The following is a 24001-nucleotide window of genomic DNA, read 5'->3' on the forward strand; positions in this document are numbered from 1 at the left end:
CGGATTAAGGAAGCTTTGCGGAAACAATCGTTTTCGCGCCGTTCCCGCCCGCCGTCGCCACGCCCTACTCCGTCAACAGACCCTGATCGCGCAGGGCCTCGGCCAGCTCGCCCTCCTGGGTCCACAGACGAGTGTAGCCCGCCTCGCCCAGCCGGTTCAGCTCGGTCGTCAGATCGGCGCGCGCGGAGGCGGCGAAGCGGCCGTCGAAGCCCGCCCCGTCGAGGCTGACGCGCACCATCGGGCGGCCCGTTTCCAGACGGTGCAGGAAGCCTTCGCTCAGCACCGAGGCCTCTTCGCACAGCAGGCCCGTCTCGACCGTCAGGCCCGACTGACGCAGCCGCTCCGTGCCCCGGCCCGAAGCGAAGGGCGAGGGATCAAGCGCGGCGATCACCACCCGCTCGACCCCGGCCTCGGCCAGGAAGTGAGCGCAGGATTTGCGTCCCGACGAGCGGGCGCCGCACGGCTCCAACGTCACATAGGCGGTCGCGCCCTTCACGGCCTCGCCCGCCTCGGGCACGGCCTGCTCCTCGGCGTGCGGGCGGCCGCCCGGCGCCGTCGCCGCCTCGGCCAGCACGACCCCGTCCTTGACCAGGACGCAGCCGACCGCCGGATTGGGCCAGGTCTCGCCCATGCGGCTGAGGGCCAGATCAATGGCCCGCCGCATGAAGACGGCGTCTTGCGCCTGCCCGCTCACGCGATCACTCTCGCGATTGGGGGCAGGGCCTGCGCCCGCCCCTCGTCCAGATAGCGGGCGGCGACCGGCTTCAGGTCGGCGTCCAGGTCGATCTCCAGCGGGTTGCCGGTCGGGATCTCGACATCGACGATCTTGTCGTCCGGCACGGCGAACAACAGTTTGACGATGGCGCGCAGGGAATTGCCGTGGGCGGCGATCAGCACGTCCTCGCCGGCCTTCAAGCGCGGAGCGATCTCGGCGTCCCAATAAGGCTGCACCCGGTCCAGCGTGGTCTTCAGGCTCTCGGTGTCCGGGATGGCCTTGCCGGCATAGCGGGGGTCAGCGTCGAAATCGAACTCGCCGCCCGGCGCCAGCGGCGGCGGCGGCACGTCATAGCTGCGGCGCCAGACCTTGACCTGGTCCTCGCCGTGCTTGGCCGCCGTCTCGGCCTTGTCCAGCCCGGTCAGGCCGCCGTAGTGGCGCTCGTTCAGACGCCAGTCCTCGATCACCGGCACGTCCTTCAGACCCGCCGAATCCAGCGCCAGGGCGCCGGTGCGCTTGGCCCGCTTCAGCACCGAGGTGAACATGACCGCAGGCTTGAACCCCGCCTCGGCGATCAGCTCGCCGCCGCGCCGGGCCTGAGCCTCGCCCTCAGCCGTCAGGTCGACGTCGACCCAGCCGGTGAAGCGGTTTTCCAGGTTCCATTGGCTCTGGCCGTGGCGCAGCAGGATCAGGCGGGTCATCAGGGTCTCCGGGAAACATCCGTATCTAGGCTCCTCGCTAGGCCCCTGACGCGGGGGCGGTCAAGGTTTCACTGCTCGATGAAATCGTCCACTGACGCAGCGCAGCGATAACAACGGTCAAGCGTTGTGGCCTGTTGCGAGAGAGGGCGTTATACGGCCGCGTCGAACTTCGGCCCGCGCGCCTTTCAAGACCTCACGATCAGGAAGACTTATGCAAAAGCCCCGTCAGGACATCCGCCCCAACACCGCGGAGTATGAAACCCTGCCCCTGGTCAAGCCGACCGGCTTTCGCGAATACGACGCCCGCTGGATTCTGGAAAAAGAGATCAACCTTCTGGGCATCCAGGCCCTGGGCCTCGGCCTGGCCACCTATGTCCACGAGATCGGCCAGACGCCCAAGATCGCCGTCGGCCACGACTTCCGCGGCTATTCTCTGTCGGTGAAGCAGGCGCTGATCCTGGGCCTGCTGGAAGGCGGGATGGAGGTGCTGGACATCGGCCTGGCCCTGTCGCCGATGGCCTATTACGCCCAGTTCGCCCTGGACTGCCCCTGCGTCGCCATGGTCACCGCCAGCCACAATGAGAACGGCTGGACCGGGGTGAAGATGGGCGCCCAGGCCCCCCTGACCTTCGGTCCCGACGAAATGGGCCGCCTGAAGGAGATCGTCCTGAACGGCCAGGGCGTCGCCCGCCCCGGCGGCAAGCTGGAGCGCGTCGAGGGCTTCCGCGAGACCTACATCAAGGACGTGGCCTCCAAGGTGAAACTGTCCCGCCCGCTCAAGGTCGTGGCCGCCTGCGGCAACGGCACGGCCGGAGCTTTCGCCCCCGATGTGCTGCGCCTGATGGGCGCCGAGGTGATCGAGATGGACACCGACCTCGACTACACCTTCCCCAAATACAATCCGAACCCGGAAGATCACGCCATGCTGGTGCAGATGGCGGCCAAGGTGAAGGAGACGGGCGCCGACCTGGCCCTGGGCTTCGACGGCGACGGCGACCGCTGCGGCGTGGTCGACGACACAGGCGAGGAGATCTTCGCCGACAAGATCGGCCTGATGCTGGCCCGCGACCTGTCGGCCCTCCACCCGAACGCCACCTTCGTCGTCGATGTGAAGTCGACCGGCCTCTACAAGACCGACGAGGTGCTCAAGGCCAACGGCGCGACCACCGTCTATTGGAAGACCGGCCACTCCTACATCAAGCGCAAGACCGCCGAACTGGGCGCCCTGGCCGGGTTCGAGAAATCGGGCCACTTCTTCCTCTCGGGCGATCTGGGCCACGGCTATGACGATGGTCTGGTGGCGGCGGGCGCCGTCCTGGCCATGCTGGACCGCAATCCCGGCAAGAGCCTGTCGGAACTGAAGACCGCCCTGCCCGACGCCTGGACCAGCCTGACCATGTCGCCGCACTGCGACGACGAGCTGAAGTACGACGTCCTGGCGAAGATCGTGAAGGAATACGAGGAACTGGCGGCCTCCGGCGGCGAAATCCTCGGTCGCAAGATCGTCGAAGCCATCACCGTCAACGGCGTGCGCGTCCACTTGGAAGACGGCTCCTGGGTGCTGGTCCGCGCCTCCAGCAACAAGCCCGAACTGGTCGTGGTGGTCGAAAGCATGCGCTCCGCCGACGACATGCGCGACCTGTTCCGCAAGGAAGTGAAGCCGCGCCTGGCCGCCCACCCGGAAATCGGCGCCTTCAACCAGGAAATCTGATTCCGGTTTGACCGGCGGCGGCGCCGTGGACGATGCTTGTTCCATGAACGACGCCGCCGCCTCCCTCCCCGTGGTCATCGTCGGCGGCGGGTTCTCCGGCGCCATGCTGGCTGCACGCCTGGCCGAACGGGGCCAGGCCTCGGTCCTGATCGAGCGCGGCGAACAGGTCGGCCTCGGCGTCGCCTATTCCACGCCGCTGGACGACCACCGGCTGAACGTCCGCGCCGAGCGGATGAGCGCCCGCCCCGACCGACCCGCCGACTTCACCGACTGGCTGGCGCTCCACGCCCCGGCCTTCGCTGATCCGAACGGCTTCGCCCCGCGCCGCCTCTACGGCCTCTATGTGCAGGCCCGCCTGGCCGAGGCCGAGGCCGCCCATCCCGGCCTGATCCGTCGTGTGAAGGGCGAGGCCGTCCGCATCGAGGGCGAGACCGTCATCCTCAGCGACGGCGCCCGCATCCCCGGCCGCGCTGTGGTGCTGGCCACCGGCAACCCGCCGCCCCGCCAAGCCGTCGCGGGCGAAGACCCCCGCCGCGTCGCCGATCCCTGGCGGCCCGACGCCCTGGCCGCGATCGCCGCCGACGACGACGTGCTGATCCTCGGCTCCGGCCTGACCATGGTCGATGTCGTCCTGGCGCTTCAGGCCCAGGGCTGGCGCGGCCGGGCGACGGTCGTGTCGCGGCGCGGCCTGCTGCCCCAGGCTCACGGCGCCCATCACGACGCCCCGATCGACCTGCCGCCCGAATCGCTGACCGGCGCCCTGTCGCACCGCCTAGCCTCAGTGCGACGACTGGCCCGCGGCCACGGCTGGCGCCGCGTCATGGAAGGCTATCGTCCCATCACCGCCGAGTTGTGGCGAGCGGCGACGACCGCCGAACGCGCCCGCTTCCTGCGCCATCTGCGCCCGTGGTGGGACGTCCATCGCCACCGCATCGCGCCCGAGATCGCCGCCGTGCTGGAGACGCTGACGGCCGCGAACCGCCTGACCGTCGTCGCGGGCCGCGCCCAGGCGACGAAAGCCGATGACCGGGGCGCGAGCCTGACCGTCCGCACACGGAATGGCGAGACTCAAGTGTTCTCCGCCGTCTGGCTCATCGACTGCACCGGGCCCGGCCACGACGCCGCCCGCGCGCCCCTGACCGCCGCCCTGATCGCCGAAGGCCGCGCCCGCCTCGACGCGGTCGATCTGGGTCTCGACCTCGACGCCGAGGGCCGCGTGCTGCACGGCGACGGCGCCGCGGATCCCGCCCTGTGCGTCCTCGGCCCGCCCGCCCGCGCGGCCTTCTGGGAAACCATCGCCGTCCCGGACATTCGCCAGCGCATCGAGGCCCTGGCCCGCGCCCTCGCCGGTTGACGCGCGCCGTTCAGGCGGTCGGAATTTCCAAGGCTTCGCGCCTTCCTCTGCGAGACTTAGCGTCTGGCGAGCCTTTCCTGGGTCGGCTATCACCGTCTCAGGAGAGGAAACACAAAAATGAACCGTCACCGCACCCGCGTACTTGGAGATCGCACCCTCGCGCCTGAAACCCTGATGATGGGCTACGGCTATGATCCGACCCTGTCGGAGGGCGCGATCAAGGCGCCGCTGTTCCAGGCCTCGACCTTCGTCTTCAAATCGGCCGAGGACGGCAAACGCTTCTTCGAGGTCGCCTACGGCCTGCGCCAGCGCGATCCGGACGAGGCCCTGGGCCTGATCTATTCGCGCATCAACAACCCGAACCTCGAGATTCTCGAAGACCGTCTCGCCGTCTGGGACAAGGCCGACAAGGCCCTGGTCTTCTCCAGCGGCATGGCCGCCATCTCGACCGCCATGCTGGCCCTGGTGCGGCCCGGCGACGTCATCCTCTATACGGCTCCAGCCTATGGCGGCACCGAATATCTGTTCGACCGCATCCTGCCCCGCTACGGCGTCAAGGCGATCAGCGTCCCCGCCGCCGAAGGCGCCGACGCCCTGGACGCCGCCATGATCTCCGCCGCCGCCGAGGCGAAGACGACGGGTGGGCGCCTGGCCGCCGTCTATCTGGAGACCCCCGCCAACCCGACGAACCAACTGGTCGACATCGCCCGCGCGGTCGCCGGAGCCAAGGCCCTGGATCAGGCCGAACCGCCCGCCATCGCCGTCGACAACACCTTTCTCGGCCCCCTGTGGCAGAGCCCGCTGGAGCTGGGCGCCGACCTTGTCCTCTATTCCCTGACCAAATACGTCGGCGGCCACTCGGACCTGATCGCGGGCGGCTGCATGGGCGGGGCCGACATCATGGCCCGCGTCGGCGAGATGCGGACCATCTGCGGCACCACCGCCGATCCGCATACCGCCTGGCTGCTGCTGCGCAGTCTGGAGACCCTGCACATCCGCATGGAGCGGGCGCAGGACAACGCCCTGATCCTGGCCGAGCGGCTGCGCGCCGATCCGCGCGTCAGCGCCGTCCTGACCGCCGGCGGCCCGGACGCCTCGCCCGAACAGCAGGCGATCTTCGACGCCCAGTGCAAGGGCTCCGGCTCGACCTTTTCGCTCGAACTGCCGGGCGGCGAGGCCGAGGCCTTCCGTATGCTGAACGCGCTTCGCCTGTTCAAGCTGGCCGTCAGCCTGGGCGGCGCCGAGAGCCTGGCGTCGCACCCCTCCAGCATGACCCATTCGGACTATACGCCCGAAGCCAAGGCCCGCAGCGGCATCGGCGACAATCTGGTGCGTCTGTCGGTCGGCATCGAGAACGTCGACGACCTGTGGGCCGACCTGGATCAGGCCCTGTCCGCCGCCTGACCGTCTCAAGGATCAATCCGCCAGAAAGGCCTTCAGCTCGGCGGACTGATCCGAGGCCATGAACCTCTGCAGCAACACCACATTGGCGGCCAGAGGCGCCGACACCTGCGCCAGCCGCCCCGCGTCCCAGGCGATCAGCTGATCCAGCGGAAGGGCTTCATGCCCTTCCGTCCACAGCCGCTCCTGTCGCGATACGCGGATGTCGGCGACCGGTCGTCGCAGGGCCGTGACCGCAAAGACCTCGGGCTTGCCCCCGCGGTAGAGATAGCGGCCGAAGCCCACCAGCACGGTCTTCAGCTCCGTCGCGCTGAAGACGCAGTCCGTCTCTTCAAACAGCTCGCGCTCGATCTCGCGACGGCAGAATTCCTGAAAGGTCAGGCCGGGGCGAACGGCCAGCTTCTGATAACGCGCCAGGTCGAACGAACCCGACCCGGTCGGCGCCAGCAAGCCCGAGCTTTCCGCGCTGGTGGCGGCTTGTCGGGTCAGATAGGCCATGCCCGACTGGTCGATCATGATTGTCGACCCGCCCAGTTGGTTCGACGCCGACGCCTGCTCCAGCCGGATCAGCTCGTCATCGCAGAGGAAATGGTCTCGACCCGCCCAGACCCGCCGGTTGCGCGCCTTGGCATAGACGTCGAACCGCAGCACCTCATTGGTTGTCCGGTCGAAGAAATAGGTCGTCTTCTGCAGCCGCACAGGCGCGGCGCCCTGAACGAAGCCGCTGTCGATCTCAGTCCGAAGCCCCAGCTTCTGTTCATTGACGACCAGGGGATTCATCGCCTGTTCGGCCAGCCGCGCCGCCTGCGCCAGTTCGTGCGGCCAACTGTAAGGCGGCTTCAGCAGAACCAGCCCGTGACGTCCCTGATCCAAGCGGGCGTCGACGCCCATGTTGAGCGCCACCGGCCCGTTGGCCCCGGTCACGACCTGGATCACGTCGCGCGATCCTTCCAGACCCGAGACGGACGCCACCGGCCGGGCGAGCCTCAACTCATAGTCGTCCGCCGCCGGGCGCAGGCGACGAATGAGGGCGCGCGCCAGTCCGATCAGTCCGATCACCGCCAAGATGAAGGCCACGCCTTTGAACATCCAGCCCAGCACGGACCAGAACGGCCCTTGAAACAGATGATCCGTGAACGGACTTATGAAGTCGCCAAGCCCGGCGAAAGCGCCCAGCACGAACAGGACGGCGGCGTTGCGCGTCTTGAAAGCGCGGAACCAGAACTGCTCCCAGCCCGCCCGCAGACGTCGCCCGAGCTGTTCGCGGCGAAAACGAATCCGCTGCTTCAGGCCGTCTTCGCCGCCCCCCTGCGTCATAGCCGTACTAGCCCGCCGCCTTCACCGCCTCGGCGACCTCGTTGACCACGCGCTTGACCAGGGCCTCGTCGTCGCCCTCGGCCATGACGCGAATCAGCTTCTCCGTGCCCGACGGCCGGACCAGCAGGCGGCCCGAGCCGTTCAGCGCCGCCTCGGCCTCAGCCATGGCCGCCTTGACCTTGGCGTCCTCCAGCGGCTTTCCGGCGGTGTAGCGGACGTTCTGCAGCAGTTGCGGCACCGGCTCGAACTGACGCGCCAGCTCGCTCATCGGCACGCCCGCCTCGACCAGGACGGCCAGCACCTGCAGCGCCGCCATCAGGCCGTCGCCGGTCGTGGCGTGGTCTTTCAGGATGATGTGGCCCGACTGTTCGCCGCCGATGTTGAAACCGCCCTCGCGCATCCGCTCCATGACGTAGCGGTCGCCGACCTTGGTGCGCTCCAACGTCAGGCCCTCGGCCTTCAGACGGCGCTCCAGGCCCAGGTTGGACATGACGGTGGCGACCACGCCGTTGCCGTTCAGCCGCCCGCGCTTGGCCCAGTCCAGCCCGATCAGGGCCATGATCTGATCGCCGTCGACCACATGCCCCTTCTCGTCGCAGATGATGACCCGGTCGGCGTCGCCGTCCAGCGCGATGCCGATGTCGCAGCGATAGCGTTTCACCGCCTCGGACACCGCCTCCGGATGGGTCGAACCGCATTCGGCGTTGATGTTCAGACCGTTGGGCTCGACGCCTACAGGAAAGACCTCGGCGCCCAGTTCATAGAGGGTCGTCGGCGCCACGCGGTAGCCCGCGCCGTTGGCGCAGTCGATGGCGATGCGCAGGCCCTTCAGGCTGAGCCGCTTGGGGAAGGCCTGTTTGGCGATCTCGATGTAGCGCGGCGGGGCGTCGTCGATGCGCTTGACCCGGCCCAGCTTGTTCGACGGCGCCAGATCCTGATCCAGGGCCCCGTCCATCATGGCCTCGATCTTCAGCTCGATCTCATCCGACAGCTTGTAGCCGTCCGGCCCGAACAGCTTGATGCCGTTGTCCGCATAATCGTTGTGCGAGGCCGAGATCATAATGCCCAGATCGGCGCGCATCGAGCGGGTCATCATGGCCACGCCCGGCGTCGGCAGCGGCCCGAACGTCCGCACGTCCATCCCGACCGAGGCGAGACCCGCGACAAGCGCCGGCTCGATCATATAGCCGGACAGACGGGTGTCCTTGCCGATCACCACCAGATGGCGGCGGTCGTCGTCGGTGCGGAACAGCCGACCGGCGGCCAGGCCGACGCGCAGGGCCACCTCGGCCGTCATCGGATGGGTGTTGGCCCGGCCGCGAATGCCATCGGTGCCGAAGTATTTTCTCTCGCCCAAGAGGCCGTCCTTCGCTGGCGGCCCCGGAATTGCAAAGAAACCTTCCGAAACCCATTTTTTGATGTCGTCGCCCCCGCGATTTCCTAGAGCGGAGATCAAGGGCGGAGGCTGAACCCTCTCGCTTACCTCAATTTCGCGGCCCTGCGCAAAAAGCGTCGGCCGCATCCGATCGGAGCAGACCTCATGTGCGGCATCATCGGCGTCACCGGAACCGGCCCCGTCGTCCCTCGCCTGATCGACAGCCTGAAGCGGCTGGAGTACCGCGGCTATGACTCGGCCGGCGTCGCCGTGCAGAACGACGGCGGCGTCGAGCGCCGTCGCGCCAAGGGCAAGATCCGCGAGCTGGAGGCCGTGCTGGCCGCCGACCCGATCGCCGGGACCGTCGGCGTCGGCCACACCCGCTGGGCCACCCACGGCGCCCCGACCACGACCAACGCCCACCCGCACAAGGCCGGTCGCGTCTGCCTGGTCCACAACGGCATCATCGAGAATTTCGCCGAGCTGAAGGCTGAGATGGAGGCCGAGGGCCGCGTCTTCGAAAGCCAGACCGACACCGAGGTCGTGGCTCATCTGCTGGATCACAAGCTGGCGGCTGGGATGGCCCCGCTGGACGCCTTCAAGGCCACCCTCGACCGCCTGACCGGCGCCTACGCCCTCGCCGTCCTGATCGAGGGCGAGGACGAGCTGATCCTGGGCGCGCGTCGCGGCAGCCCTCTGGTCGTCGGCTGGGGCGAGGGCGAGATGTATCTGGGCTCGGACGCCTTGGCCGTCGGCCCCTTCACCCAGAAGATCTCCTATCTGGAAGAAGGCGACTACGTCGCCGTGACCCGCACCGGCGCGCGCATGTTCGACGCCTCGGGCCGCCCGGCCGACCGCGCCGTGGTCCAGGTCTCCGCCTCCTCTGCCCTGGTCGAGAAGGGCGAGTACCGCCACTTCATGGAAAAAGAGATCCACGAACAGCCCGACAGCGTCCAGCACACCCTGTCGGAATACCTCGACCTGGTCTCCGGCAAAGCCAAGGTGCAGGCCGTCGACTTCGCCGCGATCGAGCGCATCCAGATCGTCGCCTGCGGCACCGCCTTCTACGCCGGCCAGATCGGCAAATACGCCTTTGAACGCTATGCGGGCCTGCCCTGCGACGTCGAGATCGCCTCGGAGTTCCGCTATCGCCATCCGGCCGTGAGCAAGGGGACGCTGGCCGTCGCCGTCAGCCAGTCGGGCGAGACCGCCGACACCCTGGCCAGCCTGACCTGGTGCAAGGCGCAGGGGCTGAAGACCGCCGCCGTGGTCAACGTCCACACCTCCTCCATGGCGCGCGAGGCCGAAGTCCTGTGGCCGACCCACGCCGGGCCGGAAATCGGCGTCGCCTCGACCAAGGCCTTCACCGCCCAGGTCGCCGCCCTGCTGTCGCTGGCCGTGGCGGCGGGCGTGGCCCGCGGCAAGATCGACGCCGCCCAGGAGGCCGAACTGGTCAAGGCCCTGTTCGAGGCCCCGCGCCTGATCGCCGAGGCCCTGCAGATGGATGCGGGCATCCACGCCCTGACACTCGACCTGGCCAAGGCGCGCGACGTGCTGTTCCTGGGCCGCGGCCCGATGTTCCCGCTGGCCATGGAAGGCGCGCTGAAGCTGAAGGAGATCAGCTATATCCACGCCGAGGGCTATGCCGCCGGCGAGCTGAAGCACGGCCCCATCGCCCTGATCGACGAAGCGACCCCGACGGTGGCGCTGGCCCCGCTGGACGACCTGTTCGAAAAGACCGCCTCCAACCTGCAGGAAGTCGCCGCGCGCGGCGGTCCGGTCATCATGATCGCCCCGGAAAAGGCGCCCGACCCGCACGGCGCGGGCATCCGCCGCGTCCATGCGCCGGACTGCCCCGCCCTGATCTCGCCCCTGGTCTACGCCGTGCCGATGCAACTGCTGGCCTATTACACCGCCGTACAGAAGGGCACGGACGTCGACCAGCCGCGCAACCTGGCCAAGTCGGTGACGGTGGAATAGGCGAACCCGATCAGCCTGAGGGCGTTTGGAAGCTTCACGAATTACGCCTATGACAGGCGCCCCAAGGCTGATCAGGACGATCCATGACGACCTCTCCCGCCCGCCTGCGCAAGGCGGTCCTGCCCGTGGCCGGTCTCGGCACGCGGGTTCTGCCCGGCACCAAGACCACGCCGAAGGAGCTGCTGAACGTCGTCGACCGACCGATCCTCTCCTACATCGTGGAAGAGGCGCGCGAGGCGGGGATCGAGCACATCGTCTTCGTCACCGGCCGCGCCAAACAGGCGATCGAGGACTATTTCGACCACCAGATCGAGCTTGAGGCCCAGCTCCTGGCCAAGGGCAAGACCGAGATCCTGGAGATCATGAACGCCGAGCTGGCCCAGGCCGGCGAGATGAGCTTCACCCGCCAGATGCAGCCCAAGGGGTTGGGCCACGCCGTCTGGTGCGCCCGCGACATCATCGGCCACGAGCCCTTCGCCGTCATCCTGCCCGACGTCATCGTGGATTCTCAGCCCGGCGCCCTGAAGCAGCTGGCCGAGGTCTACGCCCAGGTCGGCGGCAACGTCATCGGCGTCGAGGCCGTGCCCGAGGCCGACACCCATAAATACGGCATCATCGACCCCTCGTCCCAGAACGGCCGCCGCTACGGCATGAAGGGCATGATCGAAAAGCCCGCCCAGGGCGCGGCGCCCTCGAACATGTCGATCTCGGGCCGCTACATCCTGCAGCCGGAAATCTTCGACCTGCTGGCAACGCAGGAGCGCGGCGCCGGCGGCGAGATCCAGCTGACCGACGCCATGGACCGGCTGATGAAGACGCAAACCTTCACCGCCTATGAGTATGAGGGCGTGACGCACGACTGCGGCGACAAGATCGGCCTGCTGCGCGCCAACGTCGCCCTGGCCCTGAAGCGCCCCGACCTCGGCGACGCCGCCCGCAAGGCCATCGAAAGCCTGTTGTAACCTCGCTTCTCCTCTTTTGTGATCGTGAAGCGCTCAAGCCGCCAGCGCGGCGACACGCTCAAATCCTTCTCCCACAAGGGGAGAAGGACGTAGGACGCCAGCATAACGAGCGTCAAAAATCGCTTTGATTTCAAAGTCCCCTTCGCTGCAGACCGGCTTCAACCCGCCTTACTTGCCCGCCACTTCATCATCGCTGGTCAGCCCCGATAACTCCTCCGAGTTCAGACGAATTGGACTCTGTTTTTCCGCCCTGCGTCGCTTTCGCCGCGCGCCTCACGCCACGCTTTCGCCCCCTCGCGCGTTCGGCTAGGCAGGTTAGAGTGCTGAAAACGAGGTTCGACTGATGCGCGTGATGATTCTGGGCGGCGACGGCTTCTGCGGCTGGCCCACGGCCCTGCACCTCTCGGCGCGCGGCTGGGACGTGTTGGTCGTCGACAACCTCAGCCGCCGCAACATCGACAATGAGCTGGAAATCCGCTCCCTGACCCCGATCCGCACCATGGGCGAGCGCATCGCCGCGTGGCAGGAGGTCTCGGGCCGCACCATCGACTTCGTCAATCTGACCGTCGGCAAGGAGTTCGATCGCCTGGTCGCCCTGATCAAGGACTGGGCGCCCGACAGCGTCGTCCACTTCGCCGAACAGCGCGCCGCCCCCTATTCGATGAAGTCGGCGCGGCACAAGCTCTACACCGTCGACAACAATCTGAACGCCACCAACCACCTGCTGGCCGCCATCGTCGAAAGCGGGCGGGACGTCCACCTGGCCCACCTGGGGACCATGGGGGTCTACGGCTACACCACGGCGGGCCTGCGCATTCCCGAGGGTTATCTGAAGGTCACGGTCGACACCGACCACGGCCCGACCGAACAGGAAATCCTGTTCCCGCCGAACCCCGGCAGCATCTATCACATGACCAAGACGCAGGACGCCCTGCTGTTCCAGTTCTACGCCAAGAACGACGGGCTGCGGATCACCGACCTGCACCAGGGCATCGTCTGGGGCGCCCAGACCGAGGAAACCCGCCAGGACGAGCGCCTGATCAACCGCTTCGACTATGACGGCGACTACGGCACGGTGCTGAACCGCTTCCTGATGCAGGGCGCGCTTGGCTATCCGCTGACGGTGCACGGCTCGGGCGGGCAGACGCGGGCCTTCATCCACATCCAGGACACGGTGCGCTGCGTCGAACTGGCGCTGAAAAACCCGCCCAAGCGCGGCGACCGGGTCAAGATCCTCAACCAGATGACCGAGAGCCGCCGTGTCCGCGATCTGGCGCAGATGGTGGCCGGGATGACCGGCGCCGAAATCCACAACGTCGCCAATCCGCGTCAGGAGGCCGACGAGAACGAACTGGTCGTCGCCAATGACCAGTTCCGCGAACTGGGGCTGAAGCCGATCACCCTGGCCGAAGGTCTGATGGCCGATGTGACCGACATCGCCCGCCGCTACGCCGACCGCGCCGACCGGACCAAGATCCCTTGCGTCACCGCCTGGAACGCGGGCCGCGCCGAAGCCCTGCGCGACGAGGCTGAAGCGACCTCCGCCCCTTCCCCCGTCCGCGTCCTGTCCGCCTGAAAGACCAAAGCCCGATGACCGAACCCGCCGCCGCCCCCTCCCTGCTGGTGTTCGGCGGCGGCTATCTGGGACAGGCGGCGGCGCGCGAGACCCTGCGGCGCGGCGGCCGGGCCTTCGCCACCTCGCGCGATCCGGAAACCCGCCAGGCGCTGGCCGGGCAGGGAATCACGCCGGTCCATCCCGCCGACGCCCTTGCCCTGGGCGCAGCCCTGACTGCCGCTCAGGCCGTGCTGATCACCACGCCGCCGGACGCCCACGGCTGCCCCGCCCTGCGCGCCCTGACGCCCCTGGCCGCTGACGCCTGGCCCGACTGGATCGGCTATATCTCCTCCACCTCTGTCTACGGCGACCGCGCGGGCGGCTGGGCCTTCGAGGGCGATCCGCTGAACGCCGCCACGCTGGAGGGCGCCCGCCGCGCGCGGGTCGAGCGGGACTGGCTGGACGGGGCGCAGGGCATGGGGCTGACGCTTCAGGTCTTTCGCCTGCCCGGCTTCTACGGCCCCGGCCGCAGCGTCCTCGACCGCCTGCGCGCCGGAACCGCCCGGCTGGTCAGAAAACCCGGCCAGGTGTTCAACCGCATCCATGTCGACGACATCGTCTCCGGCCTGTTCGCCTCCATGGCCCGGCCGCGCCCCGGCGGCGTCTACAACCTGACCGATGACGAACCGACCTCGGCCGACGTCGTCACCGCCTGGGCGGCTGAACGCCTGAAGCTGCCGCGCCCGCCTGAGGTCGGCTGGACCGACCCCGAGGTCAGCGACGCCATGCGCCGCTTCTATCTGGACTCCAAGCGCGTCTCCAACGCCCGCGCCAAGGCCGAACTGGGCTGGCGTCCCCGCTACCCATCCTACCGCGAGGGGCTGGAAGCCATCCTCGCCGAGGAAGCGCCCTGACATGCGAAAGGCGCGCCGACCGAAATCGACGCGCCTATTTTTTCGCTCAAGCCGCGAGGGTCCGCGACCCGAGCATAGCGAACCTAGAATGGCAGGATGTTGCGCTGGCGGCTGTAGCTCATGGTGCCGACGTTGGCGCCCAGACGCACGCCGACGCCGGTGCGGATCGGGGCCAGGACGATGCCGTCCGCGCGCTGATAGTTCACGCCCAGACCGGCGACCAGATAGGCCGAACCCTCGACGCCCGGATAGCGGCGATAGAGCATGTCGGGATGGAACAGGCCGTAGACCAGGGTGAAGACCCGGCTGGCGTTGCCGCCCCAGTCCCAACCGATGGAGGCGCCCTGCCAGAACACCTCCTGCGAAGCCGACAAATCCTTCATGTGCAGGGCCCCGCGGCCGTAGCGCAGGCCGGCCACCACGGCGCCCGCGCCTTCCTCGCCCGCGATATAGGCGGTCGGGCGGTCGCCCTGTTCGGCGAAGATGCGTTCGATGGCGCCGCCTACGGCCTCGGCGGCGATACCCAGCTCGCGCGAACCGGCGGCGACCAGCTCGTCGAAGGTATAGGCCTGGGCGTTCTGATCCGAAGCGATCGGATAGTTGGGATCGGCGGGCGGACGGCTGGCGCAGGCGCCGAGACCGGCGGGCAGGGCGCCGGCGGCGGCGAGGCCGAGGCTGGTGCGGATCAGTTGGCGGCGGTGCATGGTCGAGGCTCCCGGCTAAGGACGGTCCGCCCGTCGTCGCGGGCTTGGCCTACCGTCCGTGCCTTTTACGGCAGCCTTGGGGCTTTAAGGTTAACCGAAGATTGCCCGCACCTCGTTAAAGCGTTCCGGCGGATCAAGCCTGCGTCATGCAGACCGGAAATTCGCCGGGCCGTTCAATGCTTGTCGGTCTTGGCCGCGATCCAGTCCATCAGGGCCAGAAGCACGCCCGAGGCGATGAAGGTCAGATGGATGATCACCGCCCACATCAGCGCCGCCTGGTCCAGCGGATGGCCCGGCTTGCCGATGTTCATGAAGCTCTTGAGCAGATAGATGGCCGAGATCGCCACGATGGAGGCGATCAGCTTCATCTTCAGACCCGAGAAGTCCACCGAGCCCATCCACGGCGGCCGATCTACCTGGTTCTCGTCCAGGTCCAGCTTGGAGACGAAATTCTCATAGCCGGAATAGAGGACGATCAGCAGCAGATTGCCCGCCAGAGACAAATCCACCAGGCTGAGAATGGCCAGGATGGCGGTGTCGGACGTCATGTGGCCGTCGCCGACGATGAAGGCCTGCGGCAGGTAGTAGAACAGCTCCCGCACGAAGACGACCAGCAGCATCACCAGGGCCAGGACCAGACCCAGGTAGAACGGCGCCATCAGCCAGCGCGCGCGGAACAGGTTGCGTTCGAACTGGGTCTCGGCCCAGGGCTTCTTGTCCGTCATGCTCAGCTTCTCAGGATTCCGCCCGCCTTGGCGGCGGCGGCCTTGACCTTGGCTGTCAGAGCTTCGATTTCGGCCTCGGCCAGGGTGGCGCCGCGGGGCTGGATCTCGACCTCGATAGCGACCGACTTCTGGCCCTCGGGCACGCCCTGGCCGCGATAGACGTCGAAGACGCGCACCTCGGCGATCAGGGCCTTGTCGGCGCCCGCCACGGCGCGGGTCAGGTCGCCCACGGCCTTGGCTTCATCCATCAGGAAGGCGAAGTCGCGGGTCAGCGGCATCAGGTTCGGCAGGTCCGCCGCGCCGCGCGCCTTGCCCGCTTTGCCGCGTGGTTCCGGCACGGAATCCAGCACGATCTCGAAGGCCAGCATGGGGCCGTCGGCGTCCAGGGCCTTCAGCACGCGCGGGTGCAGGGCGCCGAACTCGACGATGACGTTCTTGGGCCCCAGTTGCAGCCGCGCCGAGCGGCCGGGATGCCACCAGTCGCGGTTCGACCCTTGCGTCAGTTGCAGGGAGGCGACCGGCGCGCCGATCTCTTCCAGCAGGGCCATCAGGTCGCCCTTCAGCGCGAACAGGGGGTCTTCCCCCGCTCCGCCCCAGTGACGGTCGGCGTGCGGCGCCACGAGGCCCGCAATGACGGTGCGCTGGCCGTTCGGCTGATCGTCCAGATAGATGGGGCCGATCTCGAACAGGGCGACGTCGGCGTGGCCGCGCGCGGCGTTGCGCGCCGCCGCCTGGATCAGGTTCGGCAGGGCCGAGGGCCGCATGCAGTCCAGATCGGCCGCGATCGGGTTCTCCAGCACCAGACGCTCGTCCCCGCCGCCGAACAGGGCGGCGATCGACTGTTTGGTGAAGGACCAGGTGACGGCCTCGGCATAGCCCAGGGCCGCCAGGGCGCGGCGCGCCGTGCGCACGCGCGCCTGACGCGGGCTCAGCACTCCGCCGGGGGCCGGCGCGACCGCCGGCAAGGGCGTGTCGGGCAGGGCGGCGTAGCCCTCGATGCGGGCGACTTCCTCGACCAGATCGGCCGGGCCTTCAACGTCGCGGCGCCAGGACGGCGGCGTCACCGACCAGGGCGAGCCGCGCATGACGGTGAAGCCCAGGGCGAACAGGATCTCGAAGACCCGGTCCTCGCCCAGGTCCATTCCCGACAGCCGCTTCACATAGGAAGGGTCGAAGGCGAAGGCGGCCGGGGCGGCCGGGGCCTGGCCCGCCACCGTGACCATCGACGGCTCGCCGCCGCACAGGTCCAGGATCAGCTGCGTCGCCAGCTCCAGACCGGGGACGACCGAGGCCGTGTCGACGCCGCGCGCGAAGCGGTACTGGGCGTCGGAGCTGACGCCCAGCGAGCGGCCCGTCTGGGCGATGGCGATGGGGTCGAACCAGGCGCTCTCGACGAAGACGTCGACCGTCTCGTCCGAGCAACCCGTGGAGACGCCGCCCATGACGCCGCCCAGGCCGATGGCGCGCTGACCCTCGGCGTCGGCGATGACGCAGTCGGCGCCGCCGGGCGCATAGGTCTTGCCGTCCAGCGCCTCGATCCGATCGGCCTCGCCGCGACCGGCGCGCACCACGATCCCGTCGCCCGACAGGCTCGCCAGGTCATAGACGTGCAACGGCCGCGCGCGGTCGTAGGAAACCAGGTTGGTGATGTCGACGAGGCGGTTGATCGGACGCAGGCCGATCGCCGTCAGCCGCTGTTGCAGCCACTCCGGCGACGGGCCGTTCCGCACGCCCCGGATCACGCGACCGGCGAAGACCGGGCACAGTTCGGGCGCCTCCAGCGTCACCGAGACGGGGCTGTCGAAAGCCCCGACGACCGGCGCGATCTCCGGCGTCGTCAGCCTGCCGAGCCCGGCGGCGGCCAGGTCGCGGGCGATGCCCGCCACGCCCAGCCAGTCGGGACGGTTCGGCGTCACCTCGAAGTCGATGACCGGCTCGGCGCCGAAAACGCCCGCCGCAGGCTGGCCGACCCGCAGGTCGTCGGACAGCTCCAAAATGCCGTCGCTGTCGTCGGGCAGTTCAAGCTCCGCGCCCGAGCACAACATGCCGTTGGACACCACGCCGCGCACCGGCTTCTCGACCAGGGTCACGCCCAGGCCGGGCACATAGGCGCCGATGGGGGCGTAGATGGTGGTCAGGCCCGCCCGTGCGTTCGGCGCGCCGCAGACGATCTCCTTCAGACCGTCCACGGTCTCGACCTGGCAGACCTGCAGCCGGTCGGCGTTCGGGTGGCGTTCGGCCGAAACGATCTTGGCCACGGTAAAGGGCGCCAGGGCGGCGATGGGGTCGTGGACCTCCTCGACCTCCAGCCCGGCCATGGTCATGGCCTCCGCGACCTGATCGACCTCGGCCTCGGTGTCGAGGTGGGCCTTCAGCCAGGAAAGCGTGAACTTCATTGGGCCGTCCCAGGCTGAGAAAGGGCCCCGACCATATTGTCGAGGAAGGCCGCCGAGCCGGTGAAGCCGACGCCGAGGAAGTTGCAATTGATGAACTGGCAGTTTCGGAACGGAATCGGGCCGGTGACACGCTGCGGTCCTTGCGGGCTCAGCATCAGGTTGCGCGGGTCGCCCTGGGCGTCGCCCATGTCGCAGCCGTCAAAGTTGCAGCCTTCCAGCGGCAGCAGGACCGCCGGTCCCTCCATCAGGCAATTTTCAAAACGGCGGCCTTCGATAGCCGACAGCCCTGCGCGAGCGGCTTCCATGAACAACTGCGGCAGCCACACATTTTTGCGGACATAGTTCGGGCCAGGGCCAAGCGCCTCAAGTGTGATGGTGGTGTCAGTCATATCGATCTTTCACAAAACAGAAGGGACGAGCATCGCCGCATCGCGCGGTCGCGCGCACTATCCCTTCGCCTGAGCCTCCGCCTCAGCGCGCGCACTGAGCAGGCCCTGCTCCAGTTCGTCCAACGCCTCCTTGGCGCCGGTGAAGCCTACCTGGACAAAACGGCAGCGTACGAAACGGCAATTGGACATGCCGATCACGCCAGCGATCATGTCGCCGCGCGGGTCCAGCAGCAGGGTGCGCGGATTCTGGGCCACGCCCATGTTGCAGCCGTCAAACGTCGTGCCGTTCATGATGGCCATGACCGCCGGACCTTCGATCAGGCATTCAGTGAAGGTCTTGCCGTCAATGAAGACCTGTCCGCCGTTCATGTGGTGCACGGCCAGGGATGGCAGCCAGACGGCTTCCTTCTCAAAAGACGTGCGGGCGATAAGTTCGCGACCCAGCTTCTCTTCGGGCGACATCGCGGTCTGATCGATCATCGGTATTTCCAGTTCAGCTGAGGCCTGAGGCCGGGTTCGGCGCGGCGAAGGCGGAGAAGCCGTAGTGCGCCAGCCAGCGCGTATCGGCCTCGAACATGGGGCGCAGGTCAGGCACGCCGTATTTCAGCATGGCCAGGCGGTCGACGCCCATGCCGAAGGCGAAGCCCTGGTACTCGTCCGGATCGATGCCCGCGTTGCGCAGGACGTTCGGATGCACCATCCCGCAGCCTAGGATCTCCAGCCAGTCCTCGCCCTCATTCAGGGTCAGCTTGCCGCCGGAGCGATCGCAGCGAATGTCCATCTCCGCCGAGGGTTCGGTGAAGGGGAAGTGGTGCGGGCGGAAGCGGGCGTGGACATCGTCCAGCTCGAAGAAGCGGGCGATGAAGGTCTCCAGCGTCGTCTTCAGATGGCCCATGTGGATGTCGCGGTCGATCACCAGGCCTTCGATCTGGTGGAACATCGGCGTGTGGGTCGCGTCGGAATCCTTACGGAAGGTGCGGCCCGGCGCGATGATTCGGATCGGCGGCTTCTGCGACATCATGGTGCGCACCTGCACCGGGCTGGTGTGGGTGCGCAGCACCTTGCGTTCGCCCGTTTCCGGATCGGGCTTCAGGAAGAAGGTGTCGTGCATCTCCCGCGCCGGATGCTTGGGCGGGAAGTTCAGGGCCGTGAAGTTGTGGAAGTCGTCCTCGATGTCCGGCCCCTCGGCGACCGAAAAGCCCATGTCGGCGAAGACGGCGACCATCTCGTCCATGACCTGCATGGTCGGGTGCACCCCGCCCTTGCGGCGCGGGCGGCTGGGCAGGGTCAGATCGACGCGCTCGGCCAGCAGGCGGGCGTCCAGTTCGGCGGCTTCCAGCTCGGCCTTGCGGGCGGACAGGGCCGACGACACCCGGTCGCGCAGGCCGTTGAGGACGGGGCCGCGCTCGCGGCGCTCATCGGGGCTCAGCGCCCCCATGCCTTTCAGCAGGCCCGAGATCGAGCCGGACTTGCCGAGGGCGGCGACGCGGATGTCCTCCAGACCCGCCACGCTCTCGGCCGAGCCGATGGCGTTGATGAGGTCCAGTTCCAGTTGAGCGAGATCGGTCATGCAGGTCGTCTAGCCGCTAGGATCGAAAGCAAAAAGCCCCCCGGCGCGAACCGGAGGGCTTTTGCTTCATCCCGTGAGGGAGGAAAACTTAAGCGAGGGCCGCGCGAACCTTGTCGGCGATGCCCTTGAAGCTGGCTTCGTCGGCGGCGATCGTCGACAGAACCTTGCGGTCCAGCTCGATGCCGGCCTTGGCCAGGCCGTGCATGAACTGCGAATAGGTGAAGCCTTCCAGGCGAGCGGCGGCGTTGATGCGCTGGATCCACAGGGCGCGGAACGAGCGCTTCTTGTTGCGACGGTCGCGGTAGGCGTATTGACCGGCGCGATCCACCGCAGCCTTGGCGGTGCGGATGGTGTTCTTGCGGCGGCCGTAGAAGCCCTTGGCCTGCTTCAGGACTTTCTTGTGCTTGGCGTGGGACGTAACGCCCCGGGTGACGCGAGCCATTGTAAATTTCCCTTCGGGAAGTCCCTATCGCTCGGCCCGCGGGGCCTTGCTGCTTGAGGGACTTAGTTCAAATTCTATGCGGTTGAGAGATCGTGTCTGCGTGCGCCGATCAGGCGTACGGCATGTAGGACTTGATCTTCTTGGCGTCGGCGTCGGCCATGACCGAAGTGCCGCGGTTCTGGCGGATGTACTTCGAGTTGTGGCTGATCAGGCGGTGGCGCTTGCCGGCCACGCCAGCCTTGACCTTGCCCGTCGCGGTGAATTTGAAGCGCTTCTTGGCGCCCGACTTCGTCTTCAGCTTCGGCATTTTCACTCTCTGTCTTTTAGAGGGCTACCGCTCTTCGAGCTACTTGAGCCCGACCAGCGCCAGCCTGATTTAAGACCGCCCAGGCATGCCTGTTCGCCCGGCGGTCCGGTACGCGAAGGCGCGGCTTCTACGCCAAACGGCTGCCCGAGGCAAGAAGAGTCCGCTTCGACCGCTCAGACAGCGATCGCGCGACGACGCGCGGCGCGCCCGGCGTTGATCGCCATCATCGCCGCCGGAACCGTCAGCACCGCTCCGACCAGGAAGGGCCAATCCGGCCCCACAGCGGAATAGAGAACCCCCGCGACCATAGGGCCGACGATGCGCGCCATCGACCCCGCCGCCATGTTCAGCCCCAGCATGGCCCCCTGCCGATCCGGCGGCGACGAACGGCTGATCAGGGCCGAGATGTTGGGCATGGCCAGCGACATGCCGCAGGCGCCGATCCCCATGACGATGGGAATGATCCACCCGGCCGACACCGGAATGACGAACAGCCCCAGGTCGATCTGCGTCGCAGGGAACCAGGCCGGCGGCGCGACCACCTGCAAGATAAGCGACGTCCCGAACAGCAGCATGCCCGCCGCCAGCACCCGCGCCTCGCCGAAGCGCCGCGCCAATCGACCGGCCAGAAGCCCCTGGTTCACGGCCGAGACCAGGCCCACGATCATGAAGCTGAGCCCCACCTCGCGCGCCGTCCAGGCGTAGCGATGCTCGGCCCACAGGCCGAAGGCGGCCTCCATCGCCGAGAAACCCGCCAGATAGATCAGGCTGACCACCAGGACGCGCGACACCACCTCGTCCGTGCGGGCGAACTGAATCCCCGACAGGAAGGCGGGGCGCGGCGCCGCCGGATCGGCCTTGGCCCGGCTTTCGCGCAGGAAGAACATCACCCCCAGCGCCGCCAGCACCGCCGCGCCGGAGGCGGCGAAGATCGGCAGCTGATAGCCGACATGGCCCATCTGCGGCTGGGCCAGCAGCCCGCCCATGCCCGGCCCGACGATGAAGCCCAGGCCGAAGGCGGCGCCGATCAGCCCCATGCGCCCGGCCCGGCGCTCGGGCGGGGTGACGTCGGCGATATAGCCTTGGACCGTCGAGATATTGCCCGCGCCCAGCCCGGTGAACATCCGCACCAGAATCGCCGCCCAGATGTTGGGCGCGAAGGCCAGCAACAGATAGCCCACGGCGTTGGCCGCCAGGGTGATCAGCAGCACCGGCTTGCGCCCGATCCGGTCCGACAGCCGTCCCCAGAAGGGCTCGGCGAAGAACTGGCCCAGGGAGTAGGCCGAGAACATCAGCGTGATCTGCCACGGCTCAGCCTGAAGGCTCTGGGCGAAGAAGGGCAGCAGCGGCACCACCAGGCCGAACCCGACCAGATTGATGAAGACCACGGCGAACAGCACCGCCAGGGTCGGCGCTTGGGCCTTGGGCTGGGCAGGCGGGAGCACGGTCATGCCTCCGCCTTAGCGCGCCGCACTCGCATCGGAAAGCGTCTCTAGGGCATCGCAATCATTCGACCGGATTATGAAGCTCCAGGAAGCGCACCGTCTCGCGCAACATCTGCTGGCGGGTATCCGAGCGGGACATCCAGTGATCCTCGCCCGTCAGCTCGATCAGCTCGACCGGCTTGCCGGCGCGGCGCATGGCGTCCGCCATGACGCGACTCTGCTCAATTGGAACGACGGTGTCGTCCTTGCCATGGATCAGCAACAGGGGACTGTCGACCGCATCCGCCAGCATAGCCGGCGACAGGGCGTCGAGCGCCCGATCGTTCAAGCGCGCCGCCCCCATGAAACGGTTCCAGTAGCGCACGACATGACTGTTCGCCCGCCCCTGCTGGCGCGCCTCCCAATTGACCATCCGTCGCAGATCGGACACCCCGCTGACGGCCACGCCGCAACGATAGACATCCTTGTCGAGCGTTAGTCCGGCCATGGCTGCGTAACCGCCGTAGCTGGCGCCGACGATGCAGACGCGAGCAGGATCGATGACGCCTTCGGAGGTCAGCCAGCGCACGCCGTCGGACAGGTCCGTCTGCATTTTGCGGCCCCACTCGCCATAGCCCGCCTCCAGGAAGGCGCGACCATATCCGGTCGAGCCGCGGAAATTGGCCTGCAGCACCGCATAGCCGCGCGAGGCCATGGCCTGGGCCCAATAGTCAAAACCAGCGACATCCCGCGCCGCCGGCCCGCCATGCGCCAGAACGATCAAAGGCAGGCCCTGCGGCGTCTCCACGCCAGGCGGCAAGGTGAGGTAGCCCTGAATCTCCAGTCCGTCCGCCGCCGCATAGCGGATCGGACGAACAGCCCCGACGTGCTCGGCCAGAATGGCCGGATAAGCCTCGCCCACCACATCGGCGACGCCCCGTTCAAAGTCCACGAGCCGATAGAGACCGGATTCGCCGCCATCGATGAAGACCAGAACTGACGTCAGATCATCGCTCCAGGAGACGAGACGCGGCGCCTTGCCGGGAAAGGCGCGCTCGATGGCGCGCCACCGCCTCGCCGCTCCAGGCTCGCTGAACTCATATCGAACGCCCTCCTCCTCTACGCGGCCGCCGCCGATCAGCAAACGGCTCCGTGGGTGGTGGAGGAGGAAGTCAGGACGACGTTCGAACGGCAGCGGCGCCCATTCCCCCGTGTCCACATTGACCTCGAACAGCACATTCCCCGTTTCGGGATCAGCACTTTCAGAACTCAATTCCGGCCGATCCGCGCCAACGATGATCGAGCGCGCGCTGCGCCCCATGCCGTGCAGCGACGGCGTATCGACAAGCGCGTCTACCGTCCAAGCCTCGCGAAAGCGCCGGCCCTCAGGCAGGCGCAACGACCAACGTCCGCTGCGCTCGACATAGCGGGCCATAGCGATCACCTCGCCCTCGCCATCCATCACATAGTCGTCCGTATTCCGGTCCATGGAGACGATCGTGCGCCCCCGCCCGGTGTTCAGGTCGATTCTGTGCAGGTCGATCTGGCCGTTGGCGACGTTGACGCCGCGAGCGAACAGGGCGTCGCCTTGCGCCGTCCGACGAACCGCGGCTGCGCCATAAAGCGTAGCGAGTACGTCAGGCGTCCGCTTCAGCACCTGGACAAGCGCCTTCGTCTCCAGGTCCAGGATCATGCCGAAGAACAGCTCTGAACGAGGCACGCCCAACTGAGGAATGGCTTGCGTCTCAGAGGAGACGATCAGCACCCGCCCCTCACCGATCCAGCGCAGATCACGCACCTTGGCCTCGCCGATCGGAGCAGCGAGAAGATGCTCGCCCGTCTTGATCCGCGTGACGGCGATGGCGCGCGTTTCGCCTACGACCACGATCCGGGCGATCAGTTCGCCGCTCGGCGACAACTCGATGTAGTCGATGGCCGGCGATGCGCCATAAGCCTCAAGAGGCGGCGTCTGCGCCCCGGCGCCGTTCCCCAACGCTCCGCCCGCCGCCATGACGACAGCCAGAACGATCGCCCTCATTCTCAACCCCAGCATCCTGCG

21 protein-coding genes are annotated in these 24001 nt (G+C 67.7%); 7 read left to right on the plus strand and 14 right to left on the minus strand.

Features of this window, described 5'->3' with window-relative positions:
• Nucleotides 1-64: 64 nt before the first annotated feature.
• Entirely contained in the window at nt 65-694 is a 630-nt protein-coding gene (locus EGK63_RS00680) for a bifunctional diaminohydroxyphosphoribosylaminopyrimidine deaminase/5-amino-6-(5-phosphoribosylamino)uracil reductase RibD (RefSeq protein WP_125899451.1), read from the minus strand.
• Entirely contained in the window at nt 691-1416 is a 726-nt protein-coding gene (gene gpmA / locus EGK63_RS00685; protein WP_125899452.1) for a 2,3-diphosphoglycerate-dependent phosphoglycerate mutase, read from the minus strand. Before gpmA ends, EGK63_RS00680 begins: the two co-directional genes overlap by 4 nt.
• Before the next feature lie 211 nt (nt 1417-1627).
• On the opposite strand from gpmA, the gene EGK63_RS00690 reads away from it, so the two are divergent.
• The 3 genes from EGK63_RS00690 (at nt 1628) to EGK63_RS00700 (ending at nt 5885) form a co-directional block, all read left to right on the plus strand.
• The gene (locus EGK63_RS00690; protein ID WP_125899453.1) at nt 1628-3127 is read left to right on the plus strand and encodes a phosphomannomutase/phosphoglucomutase; all 1500 of its coding nucleotides are present in this window, start codon (nt 1628-1630) and stop codon (nt 3125-3127) included.
• Nucleotides 3128-3170: 43 nt separating this feature from the next.
• The gene (locus EGK63_RS00695; protein ID WP_125899454.1) at nt 3171-4481 is read left to right on the plus strand and encodes an FAD/NAD(P)-binding protein; all 1311 of its coding nucleotides are present in this window, start codon (nt 3171-3173) and stop codon (nt 4479-4481) included.
• 117 nt (nt 4482-4598) lie between these two features.
• The gene (locus tag EGK63_RS00700) at nt 4599-5885 is read left to right on the plus strand and encodes a cystathionine gamma-synthase family protein (protein ID WP_125899455.1); all 1287 of its coding nucleotides are present in this window, start codon (nt 4599-4601) and stop codon (nt 5883-5885) included.
• Nucleotides 5886-5897: 12 nt separating this feature from the next.
• Here EGK63_RS00700 and EGK63_RS00705 read toward each other — a convergent pair whose 3' ends face one another.
• Nucleotides 5898-7199, minus strand: a complete 1302-nt coding sequence (locus EGK63_RS00705) for a hypothetical protein (RefSeq protein WP_125899456.1) — start codon at nt 7197-7199, stop codon at nt 5898-5900.
• 7 nt (nt 7200-7206) lie between these two features.
• Entirely contained in the window at nt 7207-8556 is a 1350-nt protein-coding gene (gene glmM / locus EGK63_RS00710) for a phosphoglucosamine mutase (RefSeq protein ID WP_088410667.1), read from the minus strand.
• A gap of 183 nt (nt 8557-8739) precedes the next feature.
• Between glmM and glmS the strand changes: the two genes are divergently transcribed.
• From glmS to EGK63_RS00730, 4 genes are all read left to right on the plus strand, one after another.
• Nucleotides 8740-10554 (plus strand): glutamine--fructose-6-phosphate transaminase (isomerizing), encoded by a 1815-nt coding sequence (gene glmS / locus EGK63_RS00715; protein ID WP_125899457.1) that lies wholly within the window; start codon nt 8740-8742, stop codon nt 10552-10554.
• Nucleotides 10555-10637: 83 nt separating this feature from the next.
• On the plus strand, nt 10638-11516 hold the full coding sequence (gene galU / locus EGK63_RS00720; RefSeq protein ID WP_125899458.1) for a UTP--glucose-1-phosphate uridylyltransferase GalU: 879 nt from the start codon (nt 10638-10640) through the stop codon (nt 11514-11516).
• Between the two features lie 343 nt (nt 11517-11859).
• Nucleotides 11860-13092: an NAD-dependent epimerase/dehydratase family protein gene (locus EGK63_RS00725; RefSeq protein WP_125899459.1), complete on the plus strand. Its 1233-nt coding sequence runs from the start codon at nt 11860-11862 to the stop codon at nt 13090-13092.
• Nucleotides 13093-13106: 14 nt separating this feature from the next.
• A complete protein-coding gene (locus EGK63_RS00730) occupies nt 13107-13985 on the plus strand; it encodes an SDR family NAD(P)-dependent oxidoreductase (protein WP_125899460.1) in 879 nt (292 codons plus the stop codon).
• Between the two features lie 83 nt (nt 13986-14068).
• On the opposite strand, the gene EGK63_RS00735 is transcribed toward EGK63_RS00730, so the two are convergent.
• From EGK63_RS00735 to EGK63_RS00780, 10 genes are all read right to left on the minus strand, one after another.
• A complete protein-coding gene (locus EGK63_RS00735; RefSeq protein WP_125899461.1) occupies nt 14069-14689 on the minus strand; it encodes a DUF1134 domain-containing protein in 621 nt (206 codons plus the stop codon).
• A 173-nt stretch (nt 14690-14862) separates the two neighbouring features.
• Nucleotides 14863-15414, minus strand: coding sequence for a TIGR00645 family protein (locus tag EGK63_RS00740; protein WP_125899462.1), 552 nt, complete (start codon nt 15412-15414; stop codon nt 14863-14865).
• 2 nt (nt 15415-15416) lie between these two features.
• Entirely contained in the window at nt 15417-17810 is a 2394-nt protein-coding gene (gene pheT / locus EGK63_RS00745; protein WP_125899463.1) for a phenylalanine--tRNA ligase subunit beta, read from the minus strand.
• Nucleotides 17807-18199 (minus strand): pentapeptide repeat-containing protein, encoded by a 393-nt coding sequence (locus tag EGK63_RS00750; RefSeq protein ID WP_125899464.1) that lies wholly within the window; start codon nt 18197-18199, stop codon nt 17807-17809. Before EGK63_RS00750 ends, pheT begins: the two co-directional genes overlap by 4 nt.
• A 57-nt stretch (nt 18200-18256) precedes the next feature.
• Complete coding sequence (locus tag EGK63_RS00755; protein ID WP_125899465.1) at nt 18257-18679, minus strand: hypothetical protein; 423 nt, start codon at nt 18677-18679, stop codon at nt 18257-18259.
• 13 nt (nt 18680-18692) lie between these two features.
• Nucleotides 18693-19769: a phenylalanine--tRNA ligase subunit alpha gene (gene pheS, locus EGK63_RS00760; RefSeq protein ID WP_125899466.1), complete on the minus strand. Its 1077-nt coding sequence runs from the start codon at nt 19767-19769 to the stop codon at nt 18693-18695.
• Nucleotides 19770-19857: 88 nt separating this feature from the next.
• Complete coding sequence (gene rplT, locus EGK63_RS00765) at nt 19858-20211, minus strand: 50S ribosomal protein L20 (RefSeq protein ID WP_087141803.1); 354 nt, start codon at nt 20209-20211, stop codon at nt 19858-19860.
• A gap of 109 nt (nt 20212-20320) precedes the next feature.
• Nucleotides 20321-20518, minus strand: a complete 198-nt coding sequence (gene rpmI, locus EGK63_RS00770; protein ID WP_003166435.1) for a 50S ribosomal protein L35 — start codon at nt 20516-20518, stop codon at nt 20321-20323.
• Nucleotides 20519-20691: 173 nt separating this feature from the next.
• Entirely contained in the window at nt 20692-21969 is a 1278-nt protein-coding gene (locus tag EGK63_RS00775) for an MFS transporter (RefSeq protein WP_125899467.1), read from the minus strand.
• A gap of 55 nt (nt 21970-22024) precedes the next feature.
• Entirely contained in the window at nt 22025-23980 is a 1956-nt protein-coding gene (locus EGK63_RS00780; protein ID WP_243637514.1) for a S9 family peptidase, read from the minus strand.
• Nucleotides 23981-24001: the final 21 nt, after the last annotated feature.

The organism is Brevundimonas sp. 357, from assembly GCF_003938605.1.
Taxonomy (GTDB): domain Bacteria; phylum Pseudomonadota; class Alphaproteobacteria; order Caulobacterales; family Caulobacteraceae; genus Brevundimonas.